Annotated in this window: 13 protein-coding genes and 1 pseudogene; 5 read left to right on the forward strand and 9 right to left on the reverse strand. The window is 49.9% G+C overall.

The annotated features are described in order from the left end of the window. Positions 1–117: 117 nt before the first annotated feature. Entirely contained in the window at positions 118–1,500 is a 1,383-nt protein-coding gene (gene nagE, locus MJQ52_RS07750; RefSeq protein WP_012117066.1) for an N-acetylglucosamine-specific PTS transporter subunit IIBC, read from the reverse strand. A 164-nt stretch (positions 1,501–1,664) separates the two neighbouring features. Here nagE and map point away from each other — a divergent pair, with 164 nt between their 5' ends. The 4 genes from map (at position 1,665) to MJQ52_RS07770 (ending at position 3,334) form a co-directional block, all read left to right on the forward strand. Next, positions 1,665–2,414, forward strand: a complete 750-nt coding sequence (map, locus tag MJQ52_RS07755; RefSeq protein ID WP_003155605.1) for a type I methionyl aminopeptidase — start codon at positions 1,665–1,667, stop codon at positions 2,412–2,414. Positions 2,415–2,470: 56 nt separating this feature from the next. Next, on the forward strand, positions 2,471–2,782 hold the full coding sequence (locus MJQ52_RS07760) for a DUF3243 domain-containing protein (protein WP_003155607.1): 312 nt from the start codon (positions 2,471–2,473) through the stop codon (positions 2,780–2,782). An 82-nt stretch (positions 2,783–2,864) separates the two neighbouring features. Then, complete coding sequence (locus MJQ52_RS07765) at positions 2,865–3,020, forward strand: hypothetical protein (RefSeq protein ID WP_003155608.1); 156 nt, start codon at positions 2,865–2,867, stop codon at positions 3,018–3,020. A gap of 179 nt (positions 3,021–3,199) precedes the next feature. Continuing rightward, entirely contained in the window at positions 3,200–3,334 is a 135-nt protein-coding gene (locus tag MJQ52_RS07770; RefSeq protein WP_003155609.1) for a YflJ family protein, read from the forward strand. Positions 3,335–3,374: 40 nt separating this feature from the next. Here the strand turns inward: MJQ52_RS07770 and MJQ52_RS07775 are convergent. Beyond that, positions 3,375–4,035: pseudogene (locus tag MJQ52_RS07775) on the reverse strand (MOSC domain-containing protein). Between the two features lie 67 nt (positions 4,036–4,102). Between MJQ52_RS07775 and MJQ52_RS07780 the strand changes: the two are divergent. Continuing rightward, positions 4,103–4,375 (forward strand): acylphosphatase, encoded by a 273-nt coding sequence (locus tag MJQ52_RS07780; RefSeq protein ID WP_003155611.1) that lies wholly within the window; start codon positions 4,103–4,105, stop codon positions 4,373–4,375. Here the strand turns inward: MJQ52_RS07780 and nosA are convergent. From nosA to MJQ52_RS07815, 7 genes are all read right to left on the reverse strand, one after another. Beyond that, positions 4,369–5,460: a nitric oxide synthase gene (nosA, locus tag MJQ52_RS07785; protein ID WP_015417020.1), complete on the reverse strand. Its 1,092-nt coding sequence runs from the start codon at positions 5,458–5,460 to the stop codon at positions 4,369–4,371. The two genes, MJQ52_RS07780 and nosA, sit on opposite strands and share 7 nt — an antisense overlap. A gap of 123 nt (positions 5,461–5,583) precedes the next feature. Continuing rightward, positions 5,584–6,378: an MBL fold metallo-hydrolase gene (locus tag MJQ52_RS07790; RefSeq protein WP_031378875.1), complete on the reverse strand. Its 795-nt coding sequence runs from the start codon at positions 6,376–6,378 to the stop codon at positions 5,584–5,586. A 51-nt stretch (positions 6,379–6,429) separates the two neighbouring features. Beyond that, positions 6,430–7,728 carry a citrate:proton symporter gene (locus MJQ52_RS07795; RefSeq protein ID WP_003155615.1) on the reverse strand — a complete coding sequence of 433 codons (1,299 nt, stop codon included), beginning with the start codon at positions 7,726–7,728 and terminating at the stop codon, positions 6,430–6,432. A 192-nt stretch (positions 7,729–7,920) separates the two neighbouring features. Further along, a complete protein-coding gene (locus MJQ52_RS07800) occupies positions 7,921–8,883 on the reverse strand; it encodes a tripartite tricarboxylate transporter substrate binding protein (RefSeq protein ID WP_032868872.1) in 963 nt (320 codons plus the stop codon). Between the two features lie 12 nt (positions 8,884–8,895). Then, the gene (locus tag MJQ52_RS07805) at positions 8,896–9,576 is read right to left on the reverse strand and encodes a response regulator (protein WP_046559422.1); all 681 of its coding nucleotides are present in this window, start codon (positions 9,574–9,576) and stop codon (positions 8,896–8,898) included. Continuing rightward, positions 9,573–11,177, reverse strand: coding sequence for a sensor histidine kinase (locus tag MJQ52_RS07810; RefSeq protein WP_003155621.1), 1,605 nt, complete (start codon positions 11,175–11,177; stop codon positions 9,573–9,575). The genes MJQ52_RS07805 and MJQ52_RS07810 overlap by 4 nt, the downstream gene beginning before the upstream one ends. A 183-nt stretch (positions 11,178–11,360) precedes the next feature. Further along, positions 11,361–14,558: a hypothetical protein gene (locus MJQ52_RS07815; protein ID WP_094247163.1), complete on the reverse strand. Its 3,198-nt coding sequence runs from the start codon at positions 14,556–14,558 to the stop codon at positions 11,361–11,363. Between the last annotated feature and the right edge of the window lie 4 nt (positions 14,559–14,562).

The raw sequence follows: 14,562 nt of genomic DNA on the forward strand, positions 1-14,562 counted from the left end.
ATCTCCATACTTGTTCTACATGAATCTTAACATAGAAGAAAACATTGTTTTTTGTACATTATGTGAAACTTGATATATGTTCAAAAAAATCCGGATCACATAGGTGATCCGGATTTTTCAAGTCTGCTTCTGATCGTCAAGGCGGACGGCTTCTCTCAGCTCTTCCGCGACAAATTCGACGTTCGGCCCGATAATGACCTGCGCCGTTTTATTCCCCGTTTTGATAACCCCTTTTGCTCCCGCTTTTTTAAGCGCCGCCTCATTAATGAGAGACGTATCCTGCACGGTCAGCCTGAGGCGGGTCGCACAGTGATCAATCGTTTCGAGGTTTTGCCTGCCGCCGAGCCCCTTGAGCATGGCATGTTCTTCGACGGAACCGGCCGTATCTTCACTAAGCACTTCTTCCTCTTCCTCATCATCTTCCCGTCCCGGTGTTTTCAAGTTTAACGTTTTGATGAGCATGTAGAAGACGACAAAATAGATCACCGCATAACAAAGCCCGACAACGAGCAGCAAAAGCGGTTTTTCGGCAATGCCGTAGCTGAGGAGATAATCGATCGCCCCCGCCGAGAATGAAAAACCTGACCTGATTCCGAGAACATTCACGATAAATAAAGAGAACCCGGTTAATATAGCATGAACCCCGTACAAAAGCGGTGATAAAAACATAAATGCAAATTCAATCGGCTCTGTAATTCCGGTAATAAATGCCGTCAGCGCGAGACCGATCATCATTCCGGCCGTCGCTTTGCGCTTACTTGGCTTAGCCGCGGCAATCATTGCCAGACATGCGGCCGGAAGCCCGAACATCATAATCGGGAAGAATCCCGTCATATAAGTCCCCGCCGTCGGATCCTTCGCAAAGAAGCGGGCCAGATCTCCCGTTTTTCCGTGAAAATCGCCAAACTGGAACCAAAAAATATTATTCAGCACATGATGAAGACCGAATGGAATCAAAAGCCGGTTAAAAATCCCGTAAATCCCGGCGCCGATCCCGCCAAGCCCGATCATCCATTCCCCGAAGGACGTAATCACCGACTGAATCGGCGGCCACACAAATCCGAAGATCCCCGCCAAAATAATGGTAATCAGCGCCGTTACAATCGGAACGAGCCTGCGCCCGCTGAAAAAACCGAGATATTCGGGCAGCTTCGTATCCTTAAAGCGATTATACGTGTATCCCGCAATTAACCCCGCGATAATCCCTCCGAAAACGGCCATATTATTTGTCGAATTGATTGATTTTACAGCCGCGTCCAGCATGATATAAGAAATGGCTCCCGACAGAGCGGCGGCCCCGTTGCTGTCTTTCGAAATCCCGATCGCGATTCCGATCGCGAAAATCAGCGGCAGATGATCAAATACCGCGGTCCCCGCCGCGTAAATGAACGGAATATTTAATAAGTCCTCTCTGCCGATGGCCAAAATAATACCAACGGCGGGCAGAACGGCAATCGGAAGCATAAAAGACTTTCCGAGTTTTTGCAAAAATTGAAGCATTTTACCCATCCCCCTTCTTTTTTCTTAAATATACCACATAAGTTATCTAGTGATCTATACCAATTTTCCTTCATTTATTCACATAAGGCTTGTTGGTTTTCTATTTATAAACCAGTTGTGGTAAGCTTGAATCAGATGATTAAAAATAGAAAGCGGGAATGACAATGATTGTAACGAACGATCAAGAATTAGAAGGCCTTAAAAAAATCGGCAGAATCGTCGCGCTGGCGCGTGAAGAAATGAAGAAAAAAGCCGAGCCCGGCATGAGCACGAAAGATCTTGACCTGATCGGAAAGGCGGTGCTTGACGAGCACGGAGCCGCTTCTGCTCCGGAGAAGGAATACGATTTCCCGGGCGTGACATGCATCAGCGTAAATGACGAAGTCGCTCACGGCATTCCGAGCGCCTCTAAAATCTTAAAAGCCGGAGATCTTGTCAATATCGATATTTCGGCGGAGTTCGGCGGTTTTTATTCCGATACGGGCATTTCATTTGTGCTCGGAGAAGGCGATGAACGTCTGCAAAAGCTTTGTAACTGCGCAGCATCCGCATTTCAGAAAGGATTGGATCAGGCAAAAGCCGGCAAACGTCAAAACCAGATCGGCAGAGCCGTCTACCATGAGGCCCGCTCCAACGGATTTACCGTCATTAAAACGCTGACGGGCCACGGAATCGGCAGAAACCTCCATGAAGCGCCGAACCACATCATGAATTACTACGATCCGTTTGATAACGCGCTGTTTAAAAACGGAACCGTGATCGCGCTTGAGCCGTTTATTTCCACGAAAGCGGAAACGATTGTTGAAGCGGGAGACGGCTGGACGTATAAAACGCCGGATAAAAGCCTTGTCGCCCAAGTGGAACACACCATCGTGATCACAAAAGACAAACCGATTATTTTAACTGCATTGTAATGTTTCATCTCCCTCCCGAACAGGTATACAACAACTAACCCGAAGGAGGGAGACGCATGAAAAAAGATAAAGAAAAAATCAAAATCGAAAACGAAATACACGCCATGCACGGCGTAACGAAACAGCAGATTTTAGAGGATTTCGAGGAATTTAAGGCGTACCTTCATCAGAAAATTTCCGCCGGAAAAAAACTGGGTCTGGATGACAGCAAAATCATTAAAAGCGCCGCCATCCTCGGGGACTATCTCGCCAAACACGAGGAGCCCCGCAATGCGGAAGAAAAACTTTTACAAGAACTGTGGGACATTGCGGATGACAATGAAAAACAGCATTTGGCCCAGCTTCTCGTCAAACTTGCCGGACACTGATACAGTGCCCGGCTTTTTTATGCTCCGTTATAAGAGTTGTGCTACACTGGACATATGTCTGTGAAAGGAGCCATTTTTCAACATGTGGTTTATTATCTTCGGGTTTATTTTCTTTATTGAAAGCATCATTCTTACCGTTTACGGGGTGAAGAAAAAGAAGGGGATGCTGATTTATTTCGGCGTCGTTTTCGGAATCATGACACTCGGAACGGTGCTGTTAAAATTAACCGGCCATTAAGCATGAAAAGACTGCCCTTTACATATATATGTAAGAAAGCTTTACATCTCTGAATCGAAAGGCTCAGTTTTTGCGTTATCCCTTTTCAGCGTCTTTTTATAGATGTTACAATGCCAAAAGTTTGGCAAAAACTTAAGAAACTCTCCCCAGCGGGAGAACGGAGAAAGGAGTTTTCTGACATGCATTATGGCAGCAAAGGCTGGTATGTAGAAGAGTTAAAGAAAAAAGGAATTACCCACTATGAAGGAAGAAAGCTTCAAAGCTTCAAAAAGTACTTCCTTGCCAATCTGCTGGAAACAAAGAAACAAGCATAACGTAAATCAGCCGTGCTGTCAGTGCAGCACGGCTTTTTTTCTATACATTAGTGAGCCTGTCCCTTTTTTTAAGGAAGGACTCCCCTCCAGCTTTCTGACAGCGCTTCTTCCCGCAGTATTTCTTCAATCGCTGACAGATTGCCTGAATCACGGTATTTCACTTCGTTCGCATACCAGACGGAAATGCTTTCTTTGCCTCTCGACAGACGCTTGAGGACGGGACGCGGATCGACATATCCTTCTTCAAGCACCCTGAAATAAAAGCCGGTAAATCCCGTCTGCTGTACACGGAGCACCATATCTTTGATGCCATATTTGAGCGCGAGTTTGACGCAGGGCTGGCGCGGCTGGCTTACTTGAACGACGGCTTCCCCCAGCTGAAAGACGTCTCCGATCCACACGTCTTGTTCGGCCAGTCCTTTGACCGTTACATTCTCTCCGAACGCGGCGGCGGGAAGTTTTCTCGCGAGCGTTGTTTCCCAATATGAATAATGCTCGGCGGGATACACGCACACCGCTTTATCGGGACCTCCGTGATGCTTCAGATCAGCCTGCCCGTCCCCGTCAAAATGGGTTTTATACAGCATGACGGGAGAATCTGCGGGCCGCTTGATGATGCCTGAATTGATTTGTCTGCCGGCAAATTCATGAATTGCGGGCTTTCCGAGATTGATAGATAAGACAGAATAGTCTTGCGTCATCTCGTTCACATCCTTTGCGAAATATCCTATCTTTCCTTTATCATAGTAAGAAAAAGGTGGTTTTTCCATGCTTCAGTATCATATGATTGCAGACGGCCGGGTTCAGGGCGTAGGTTTTCGCTACTTCGTCCAGATGGAAGCCGACAGACATAAGATAGCCGGCTGGGTAAAAAACCGTGATGACGGCCGGGTGGAAATCCTTGCCGAAGGCCCTGAAGAGTCGTTAAAACAATTTGCCGAAGCGGTCAGAAAAGGCAGCCCCTTCTCAAATGTCACAAACGTAACCATCGAAGAATCACACCGTCTGAAAGGGTACCGCACCTTTTCCATCAGTTACTGATAAGGCTTGTCCTGATAAAAATAATTCGGCTTCACAATCGTATCGTCATATGATTTATGAAAAATGTGGGTGGAAGCCGGCGAGATCGGCGGAATCAGCCAGGTCCAGTCGCCCGTCAGCTTTCTGCCCGCGTCTTGTTCCTGTTCTTCAAAGCGCTTAAATTGATTCGCGGCCGTATGGTGATCGACAATGCTGACACCGTGTTTTTTGTATGAATAGAGCACTGCCTTATTCAGTTCCACCAGCACCTGATCTTTCCACAGGTCAGTATTCAGGCTGGCGGAAATCCCCATGACCGAAGCGGCTTTTTTGAGCATATCATACCGCTTTTCGTCAGCAAGATTCCTTGCGCCGATTTCGGTTCCCATATACCATCCGTTAAAAGGCGCCGCGTTGTACGACAGTCCACCGATTTCAAGCCTCATATCGGCGATAATCGGAACCCCGTACCATCTGAGATTTAAATCGGCAAACTCTTCAATATCCGGATGGGTGATCGGCACTTCTTTCACGAGCGTCTGAGGCAGGTCATACCAGACCGGCTGCCCGTCCCCTTTCATCCGGAAAAGCAGCGGCAGAATATCAAAATCGGTCCGCTTCCCGCGCCAGCCGAGTTTTTCGCAAACAGCCGTCAGCTCATATGATGCCGGATCACCGACTCTTCCTTTTTCAGTCTCATATCCCGCATAGCGGATGAGCTGGTGATTCCAGATTTCCACTTGTTTCTCCCCATTCTTCTCAGGAGGGAAAATCGTAATCGTCGGTTTAATTTTTCCGCCGTTCGTGGCGATTTCAATATGTTCAAATAATGCGTCACGCACCTCTTCTTTCGTGTTCACATTGCGCCGGTCAATGACGTTCAGCGATTGCCAGAACAGACGCCCGATACAGCGGTTGCTGTTGCGCCACGCCATTTTCGCCCCGTGTTCAAGCTCTTCCGCCGTATGGACGTAACTTCCCGTCCGCTCTATCTCATCTTTTATCGCGTGCAGTCGCGCGTTGATTTGCGATTCCATTCCGAGTTCCCGATAGCAGACATCAATAAAATCCTTCGCCTCATCCCAAAGTATTTCCGTATGTTTCAAAAAACTCTCTCCTTCAATTTACATCTGTTTCCCATTGTATCGTTTTTAGGTGTGAACACAATGGTTTTTTTGTATCATACTGGAAACTGCAAAGAAAAAACACCTGTGATTTTCGCAGGTGTTTCACAAAACGGAATGCAGTTTTTCAGCCAGTGTAAGCAAATCCTCACGGTAGTTTTTTCCCGTCATCGGAATTCCGTGACCCGTCAAAAGCGCTTCCGGCTCCAGTTCCGCCAGTTTCTGAACGGATGCGGCCGCCGTCTGCGTATCCGCTGTAAAATAGGCGGGCGGCCCGTGAAGCTCTTGCTTTTGTATGACAACGTCCGCAAGCGATTCCTGTTCAACAGTGATCACGGCATCACCGGCAAGCAGCACGCGGTCTTTATCCCGGAATAATGAAATATGGCCGGGTGTGTGGCCGGGCGTATGCACCCATCTCCATTCCTCAAGAAACGGAACGGTACCGTCTGAAGGCAGTGCCTGAACGGACGGAATGCGGATCGTATGGCGCGGAAACAGCGGTGACAGCTTTGCGACAAGCCCTTTTTTCGCATCGGGCCTGGCAGGCGGATAATCCGCTTTCCCCGTGACGTACGGGAGCTCCTTTTCATGAATGTAAACCGGCACATCCCAAAGCTCAAGCAGTTCTTCAATCGCACCGACATGATCAAAATGACCGTGTGTCAAAATGACCGCCTTCAGCTCATACCCCTCTTTGAATCGGCGTTTCATTTCTTCTGTTATCATCTCCGCCGATTGAGGCATTCCCGCGTCAACCAGAATGATTTCCCGCGGAGCTGAGGGATTTTCGATAAAGTAAACATTCGCAATCTGCACGGTCAGTCCGTAAACGCCGTCCGCCGCTTTAAAACCGGCGCCGCTTCTCACTGAAAAAAGCGGCATAAACGGATCACTCATCATGGCACCTCCTCTGATGCCTTTAGTGTGCGACGAACCGGGTGTTTTATGTTAAAAAATCGTGATTGCGCCGATGATGAGCGCAAAGGCCGTCATGACGATAACGGCAAGAACCGCCCATTTCATCGCAAATTTCTGGTGTTCATCAATGGTGACCCCGGCAAGCCCGACTAATAAATGCGTCGACGGCACGAGCGGGCTTAACATATGAATCGGCTGGCCGATAATCGAAGCGCGGGCGATTTCCACCTTATCTACACCGTACGCCACGGCGGTCTCAGATAAAATGGGCAGCACGCCGTAAAAATAGGCGTCATTAGGCATCAGAAACGTAAAGATACCGCTCGTTAAGGCAACAATCGCCGGAATAAAACCTCCCATCTGTTCCGGAATAAGCGATACGAGGGAAATGGCCATTTCATCAACCATCTTCGTCCCCGTTAAAATTCCGGTAAACACGCCTGCGGCAAAAATCATCGAACCGATCGCAAGCACATTGCTCGAATGGGCTGAAATGCGCTCCCTTTGATCGTTAAGTTTCGGATAGTTGACAATCAGCGCGATACAAAACGCAATGATGAACAGCACGGTTAAATTCACTTTTCCTGACACTAAAAATCCCACTAAAGAAAGCGTTAACAGTAAATTGAACCACCACAGTTTCGGCCGCTTCCATTCATCTTCCGCAGCCGCAGCCGTTTCATTTGTATGGGACGGCTGTTTTAATTCGATCACCCCGAGCCGTTTCCTTTCCATCCTTCCGAGTACATAAGCGACCACAATCATACACACCATTCCGCTCGCGATGACGGGCAGCATCGGCCCCGTCAGCTCTGCCGGGTCAACGCCGAGCGCACTCGCCGCACGCGGCGTCGCGCCGCCCCATGGTATCGTGTTCATGATACCCATGCCGACCCCGGCGATTCCCGCTAAAATAATCGGACGGATTCCGAGCATGATATACAAAGGCAGCATTGCACTTGTCGTAATCATATACGTCGTCGAGCCGTCTCCGTCCAGTGCGACAAGCATGGTCAAAACGGCTGTTCCGACCACAATTTTGAGCGGGTCGCCTTTAACCAGCTTTAAAATACGCGACACCATCGGATCAAATAAACCGGTATCAATCATAATGCCGAAATAAAGAATCGCAAACATAATCATCACTGCGATCGGCGCCACCTGTTCAATGCCGGAGATCATCATCTCGCCGACCCGGTTAAAAGAAAACCCGGCAATCAGCGCAAACACGATCGGCGTTAATACGAGCGCCGTTAACACTGAAAGCCGTTTTGTCATAATCAGCACCATAAAAACAAGCATCATAAGAAAGCCTAAGATTGCTAACACAGTATGTCCCCCTTATTATGAATACGCTTACATTTTAAAGGCCCGATCCCCTTTATCCGCCTTTTTGCTATCTTATGAGAATTGGATATTGAAGTAAATATTTTGGATTTTAAAGATTTTTAATTTTTTATAACCTTTTCGTTCATTTTGTTCATTTATAAATCAAAAGCCTTCCGCAAATATGCGGAAGGCTTATTTTTCGCTGCTCATCATCTCTTTATAGAACTCGGTCTGCTCTTCTAAAAAGCGTTTTGCGCCGCTGCTGTTTTTATAAAAGCTCTCCCAATCCCGTTTTTTCAACATTTGCTTCCACTCCGCGGATGAAGTAATCTGTTTCAAAGCCTGATCCCAATAGGCGATCTCGCCTTCGGTCATGTCTTTCGGCCCCATGATGCCTCTCCAGTGCGCAAAGACAAACGGCACCCCCTGCTCTTTCCATGTCGGCACATCGCTGAAGCCGGAGAGCCTTTTGTCAGACGTAACGGCCGCCAATGTGATTTTCCCTTTCCGATAGGCGTCTCTCGCTTCTGAAATGGTCATTGAGGCGGCGTCTATCTCGTGACTGATAAGAGCTTCAATGACTTCATTGCTGCTTCCGTATTGAAAAAAGCGGATATCAAACGGAGAAATTCCGGCCATTTCCGCCGCTCTCGCAAAGGAGAGCTGGTCATCATTTCCGAGGCCGGGCGCAAATCCGATTTTTATGCCGCCCGGATTTGCTTTAATATCGCCGAGCAGCCGCTTTCCGCTTTTTATCTTTGAATCCTTGGGAAGAGCGACGGTCTGCCACTCTTTTGCGATAATGGCCAAAGGCGTAAAATCAGCTGCCTTCAGCCGGCTTTGTCCCAAAATTTCATTGCTTAACAGCAGGCTTGAATTCATACTGATGACATCCGTTTTTCGTTCGTTTACATATTTCCAGCCGCTGTCTCCGCCTCCGCCGGGTTTATAGATGATCTTTACGGGCCGGCCTAATATTTGCTTCCGCTCTATTACCGATTGCAAAGCTTTTGCCGTTACGTCCCAGCCCCCTTGAGGCGCTGCCGGGACGACAATTTCAACCGGCCCTTCAGCTGAGCGGAAGCCCTCCATCTGCCGTCCGTCAAAAGAAACCAGCGCCGCCAGCATGACAAGAAGCACTCCCAACCGCTTCATTTCTCCCATCCCTTATTCATGTGCTAAATAATATTTCCGTTCCGGCCTGCCGATAATGCCGTACTCTAATTCAGCGAGCGCTTCTTCCCGAGAAACGAGAAACTCGGCGTAGCGCCGCGCCGTTGTTCTGGAGGCGCCCATTTTTTCTCCCAGTTCTTCAGCCGTCATCCCTTTTTGGGCCGTTCTGAGCGCGTTTTTGATTTTTTGAAGCGTAATCGAATTAATGCCTGTCGGCAGATCATTGTGCTGTTTTTGTTCTTTCTGACCGCTTCCGAAAAACATGTCGATCACAGACTGGCTGAGCTCCGGCTGTGAGTGCAGCCATTCTCTTTTTTCACGGTACTGCAAAAGCACTTCTGTAAATTTATGTGCCGACACCGGTTTTATGACATAGTGGGAAACGCCTGATCTGAGCGCTTCCTGCAGCAGCCTTGTTTCGGCAGAAGCCGTAATAATGATGATATCAACGGAAGGAAAACGGCCGCGGATAAGCGGGAGCAGATCTGTCCCCAGCTCATCCGGCATATAAATATCCAAAAGCAGCAGATCAGGCTGCCGTTTCTCAAGCAGCGATATAGTGTCTTTGGCATTGATTGCTTTGCCGATGACATTGAATCCATCAAGATGTTCGATAAATTTTTCATGGATTTGCGCTATTCGAAAGTCGTCCTCTGCAATCGCGATGTTAATCACACCGATTCCCCCTTTGGCCTTTCTTTCGGTATAAACACCGTAAATACAGCACCGCCGCTCTTTTGCTGCGAAATCTCTATCGATCCCTGCAATTCACTGACGGCTTCTTTCAGATTGGCTAAGCCGTATCCTCTCCTAGTCCCCTTTGAAGAGTAGCCCTTTTCAAATATCGTTTCTGTTTTTTCCTGAGGCACGCCGTCTCCTGAGTCCGCCACTTCGATGACGATATCCCTGCCGATATCGGTCATGAAAAAGGATACCTCTTTTTTCTCTTTTTCGGCGACGGCTTCGAAAGCGTTATCAATAAGATTTCCGATGATCGTAATGAGCTGGGATGAACCCACATGCTCCGGCAGCGATTCTAAAAAGCTGTTTTCATCTATTGAAAGCTTCACTTTCTTCTCAGACGCCTTTCCCATTTTTCCTAATAGTATGGCCTGAACCCGCTGTGAATGAATGTTTTGAAAGAGGATTTCATGCTGTTCATTCTGGATGGCGTACTCTTCTTTTATCAGTTCAATGGCTTCATTATATTCTCCCAGCTCTAACAGACCGAGTATCGCGTAAAGCTTATTCGAGAATTCATGCGTTTGCGCCCGGAGATCCTCCGAGTATTTTTTCATTTCAGTCAGCTTGTTGATCAGTTTCTTGAGCTCCGTTTTTTCGCGGAAGCTGATCACCGCTCCGTATACTTGTCCGGTCTGTTTCATTTCTTTCACATTTAAGATAAATACTTTATCTCCGGCACGCACCTCCACGTTCGGCGGTAATTCTCCCCCTGCCAACACCGGCATGAGCTTTGCGCCCGGCATGATTTCTTTTATATGCCTTCCGATCATCGGTTCCGGAAGATTCAGCATATCAGCCGCAGATAAATTCATCATGGTTACCGCGCCTTCTTTGTTTACGGCGATAATCCCTTCTTTAATCGCAAGGAGCATCGCATTGCGTTCCCTGTACAGCGCTGCAATTTCATGCGGTTCAAGGCCGAGTGTATCTTTACGGATGCTTTTTGCGAGCGCCGCCGCTCCCCCGATGCCGATAAGAAACACCAAACATGCAAAATAGCCTAAATGCCGCAGATGCGCTTTCATATCTTTTTCTATCTCATCTTGTAGAAACTCGACTGTCACCGTTCCGACGACTTCGTTATGATTTTTTTCCTCCAAAATAACCGGGGCGCTTCCCCGGACGGCCTTCATTCCGTCGGAAACCGGAGACCCGCCGAACATGACGGTTTTGTTTTGCAGATTTTGATTTTCTTTCGGAATACTGCTTCGGGCCGAATGAAATGCAACATGCCCTTTTTGATCAGTGATGTAGACGGCGTGCGCGCCTGCCTGTTCTTTCATTTGTTCAATGACGTCTAACTTTGTAAAAGCCTCTTGATCCGCAAGCCGGAACGCCTCTTTTACGGGAGGCATGTATGAAATGGTTTTTGCCGTTTGCACCGCCAGCTGTTCAGCCTGCTTCTGCCCTTCCTTTAATTGCTGAAAGGCAAATATAACCGTGAGCGTTCCGATAACAAGTATTAATAAAGCCGTAATTAATCCGGCGATTTTCATTTGCAGAGAGACATAAAACCGCTTCGCTTCCAACACAGCACCAGCCGTCCTTTCCTCCTAAAATCATACCATTTTTCAAATCTTTATTTCTCATTTTTGAGAATTTTCGTGATCTTTTTCTCTTGCGGCTTACCAAAAAGGTGATGATAGGTATATATTTACTTTTACACAATTGATATAACACATAAAAAAGACTGACCGAAGTCAGTCTGCAATCTATCAGGAAATTGTAACTCCCGCGCTTGCATATCCCGCCACTGTATTAATAAGCGAAAGGCCTGTCGCAGTGGCGGAGAATACCATTAACAGCCGGGTTTGAGGAGTTACCGCAATGTTCAGCCCTGTCGTGATTCCGTTGCTGATGCTGCCGATTGACAATACGCCGGTGAGGGGAGGAGCTAAAGTGACGGATGCTCCGGGGATCGGCGTGAACGTATTGTTCGGCACAGTAGAACTGTATAGTTGTGCGGTTATCGTAACAGTCGAGCCGACAAGCGACAATGCTGCGGTTGTACTGAAATAGGCGGCAATTGATGTAATGGTTCCGCTTCTCGGAGCAGAAAAAGCAAAGTTCAGCAGAGTTCCTCCAGCCCCGGTAAGATCAATTGCGCCTCCCCCTCCGACATTGACGCCCGTCACAGAATTGCCGAACCCGACAAGGCTCACCGTTCCGATTAATCCGCCGGCAATGGTCGTCACGGCAGTGGGAAGACCTGAAGCATAAGGAATGATCGCGCCTGCTCCGGTGATCCCAGTTGCGCCTGTTACTCCGGTGGCGCCTGTTACTCCGGTTACTCCGGTTACTCCAGTTGATCCCGTTACTCCGGTGATCCCGGTTACTCCGGTTACTCCGGTGGCTCCCGTTATCCCGGTTGCTCCCGTTATCCCGGTTGCTCCCGTTTCTCCGGTTACTCCAGTGACTCCGGTGATCCCGGTTGCTCCCGTTTCTCCGGTTACTCCAGTTGATCCCGTTACTCCGGTTACTCCCGTTACTCCGGTGGCTCCCGTTATTCCTGTCGCTCCTGTTACTCCGGTGGCGCCTGTTACTCCTGTTACTCCGGTGGCGCCTGTTACTCCGGTTACTCCAGTTGCTCCCGTTACTCCGGTGATCCCGGTGGCTCCTGTTATTCCGGTGGCTCCCGTTATTCCGGTAGATCCAGTATCTCCGGTGGCTCCGGTCAAGCCCGTTACTCCTGTCGCTCCGGTGATCCCAGTGGCTCCCGTTATCCCAGTGGCTCCAGTATCCCCGGTGGCTCCCGTTTCTCCGGTAGCACCTGTTACTCCGGTAGCTCCGGTTACCCCGGTCGCTCCGGTAGCCCCTGTTACTCCGATAGCCCCTGTTACTCCGGTAGCGCCTGTTACTCCGGTTGCTCCTGTTGCTCCAGTTACTCCCGTTACCCCGGTTACTCCAGTTGATCCCGTTACTCCGGTTACTCCCGTTACCCCGGTGGCGCCTGTTACCCCGGTGGCGCCTGTTACTCCGGTAGCGCCTGTTACTCCGGTAGCGCCTGTTACCCCGGGGGCTCCCGTTATTCCGGTCGCTCCTGTTACTCCGGTAGCTCCGGTTATTCCGGTCGCTCCGGTTATTCCGGTAGATCCAGTAGCTCCGGTTGCTCCGGTTATTCCGGTCGCTCCAGTATCCCCGGTGGCGCCTGTTACTCCGGTGACTCCGGTGGCTCCCGTTATTCCTGTCGCTCCTGTTACTCCCGTTACCCCGGTGGCGCCTGTTACTCCAGTAGCTCCGGTGATCCCGGTTGCTCCCGTTACTCCGGTAGCACCTGTTACCCCGGTTGCTCCCGTTAATCCTGTAGCTCCTGTAGCTCCTGTTACTCCCGTTATCCCGGTGGCGCCTGTTACTCCGGTTGCTCCCGTTAATCCTGTAGCTCCTGTAGCTCCTGTTACTCCCGTTATCCCGGTTGCTCCGGTCAAGCCCGTTACTCCAGTAGCTCCGGTGATCCCAGTGGCTCCCGTTATCCCGGTGGCGCCTGTTACTCCGGTAGCACCTGTTACTCCGGTGGCTCCTGTAGCTCCTGTTACTCCCGTTATCCCGGTTGCTCCGGTCAAGCCCGTTACTCCAGTAGCTCCGGTGATCCCAGTGGCTCCCGTTATCCCGGTGGCGCCTGTTACTCCGGTAGCACCTGTTACTCCGGTGGCTCCTGTTGCTCCGGTTACTCCCGTTACCCCGGTTGCTCCTGTTACTCCGGTCGCTCCTGTTATTCCGGTAGATCCAGTATCTCCGGTAGCGCCTGTTACTCCGGTAGCACCTGTTACTCCGATAGCCCCTGTTACTCCGGTAGCACCTGTTACTCCGATAGCCCCTGTTACTCCGGTAGCACCTGTTACTCCGGTGGCTCCTGTTACTCCGGTAGCACCTGTTACTCCGGTGGCTCCTGTTACCCCGGTGGCTCCTGTTATTCCGGTAGATCCAGTATCTCCTGTTGCTCCTGTTACTCCGGTGGCTCCCGTTATTCCGGTAGATCCAGTAGCTCCGGTTGCTCCGGTTAAGCCCGTTACTCCAGTAGCTCCGATGGCTCCGGTTACCCCGGTTGCTCCTGTTACTCCCGTTACCCCGGTTACTCCAGTTGATCCCGTTACTCCTGTTACTCCGGTAGCGCCTGTTACTCCGGTGGCGCCTGTTACTCCGGTGGCGCCTGTTACTCCGGTAGCGCCTGTTACTCCGGTAGCGCCTGTTACCCCGGTGGCTCCCGTTATTCCTGTCGCTCCTGTTACTCCGGTAGCGCCTGTTACTCCGGTAGCGCCTGTTACTCCGGTAGCGCCTGTTACTCCGGTAGCGCCTGTTACTCCGGTGATCCCGGTTGCTCCGGTCAAGCCCGTTACTCCAGTAACTCCGGTTACCCCGGTTGCTCCCGTTACTCCCGTGGCTCCCGTGGCGCCAGTTGCTCCAGTCGTGCCGGGATCTCCAGTGACGCCGGTTGCTCCCGTGGCACCGGTTACACCAGTCGAGCCCGTTGCTCCGGTAAACCCCGTTGCTCCGGTCAGCCCTGTTGCTCCAGTGAACCCCGTTGCTCCGGTCAGCCCTGTTGCTCCAGTGAACCCCGTTGCTCCAGTCAGCCCTGTTGCTCCAGTGAACCCCGTTGCTCCGGTCAGCCCTGTTGCTCCAGTGAACCCCGTTGCTCCAGTCAGCCCTGTTGCTCCGGTGCACCCCGTTGCTCCGGTGCACCCCGTTGCTCCGGTGAATCCTCTTACATGAAAATGATTTGGATGACAGCATGGACACCATCTTTCATGATAGCAAGAGGTTTTGCAACAGAATTCTTCACAGCAATGGGCCCGTTTTTGATAACTGCGCCTTTGATTTCTTCTTTTATGTTGAAAATGACAGCAGCACTCATTACAATTCCGGCAGTCGTAATCCCAAGAGTCGTATCTGTTATACCAAGTATCTCCTTTTCTCATTACA

The sequence above is a fragment of the Bacillus sp. jun7 genome, from assembly GCF_051034795.1.
Lineage (GTDB): Bacteria > Bacillota > Bacilli > Bacillales > Bacillaceae > Bacillus > Bacillus velezensis.

Coding starts and splice junctions, on each gene's coding strand:
- MJQ52_RS07780 (WP_003155611.1), top strand. CDS start 4,103: ATGCTTCAGTATCATATGATTGCAGACGGCCGGGTTCAGGGCGTAGGT.
- nagE (WP_012117066.1), bottom strand. CDS start 1,500: ATGCTTCAATTTTTGCAAAAACTCGGAAAGTCTTTTATGCTTCCGATT.
- MJQ52_RS07800 (WP_032868872.1), bottom strand. CDS start 8,883: ATGAAGCGGTTGGGAGTGCTTCTTGTCATGCTGGCGGCGCTGGTTTCT.
- MJQ52_RS07765 (WP_003155608.1), top strand. CDS start 2,865: ATGTGGTTTATTATCTTCGGGTTTATTTTCTTTATTGAAAGCATCATT.
- MJQ52_RS07790 (WP_031378875.1), bottom strand. CDS start 6,378: ATGAGTGATCCGTTTATGCCGCTTTTTTCAGTGAGAAGCGGCGCCGGT.
- MJQ52_RS07760 (WP_003155607.1), top strand. CDS start 2,471: ATGAAAAAAGATAAAGAAAAAATCAAAATCGAAAACGAAATACACGCC.
- map (WP_003155605.1), top strand. CDS start 1,665: ATGATTGTAACGAACGATCAAGAATTAGAAGGCCTTAAAAAAATCGGC.
- MJQ52_RS07815 (WP_094247163.1), bottom strand. CDS start 14,558: ATGAGAAAAGGAGATACTTGGTATAACAGATACGACTCTTGGGATTAC.
- MJQ52_RS07770 (WP_003155609.1), top strand. CDS start 3,200: ATGCATTATGGCAGCAAAGGCTGGTATGTAGAAGAGTTAAAGAAAAAA.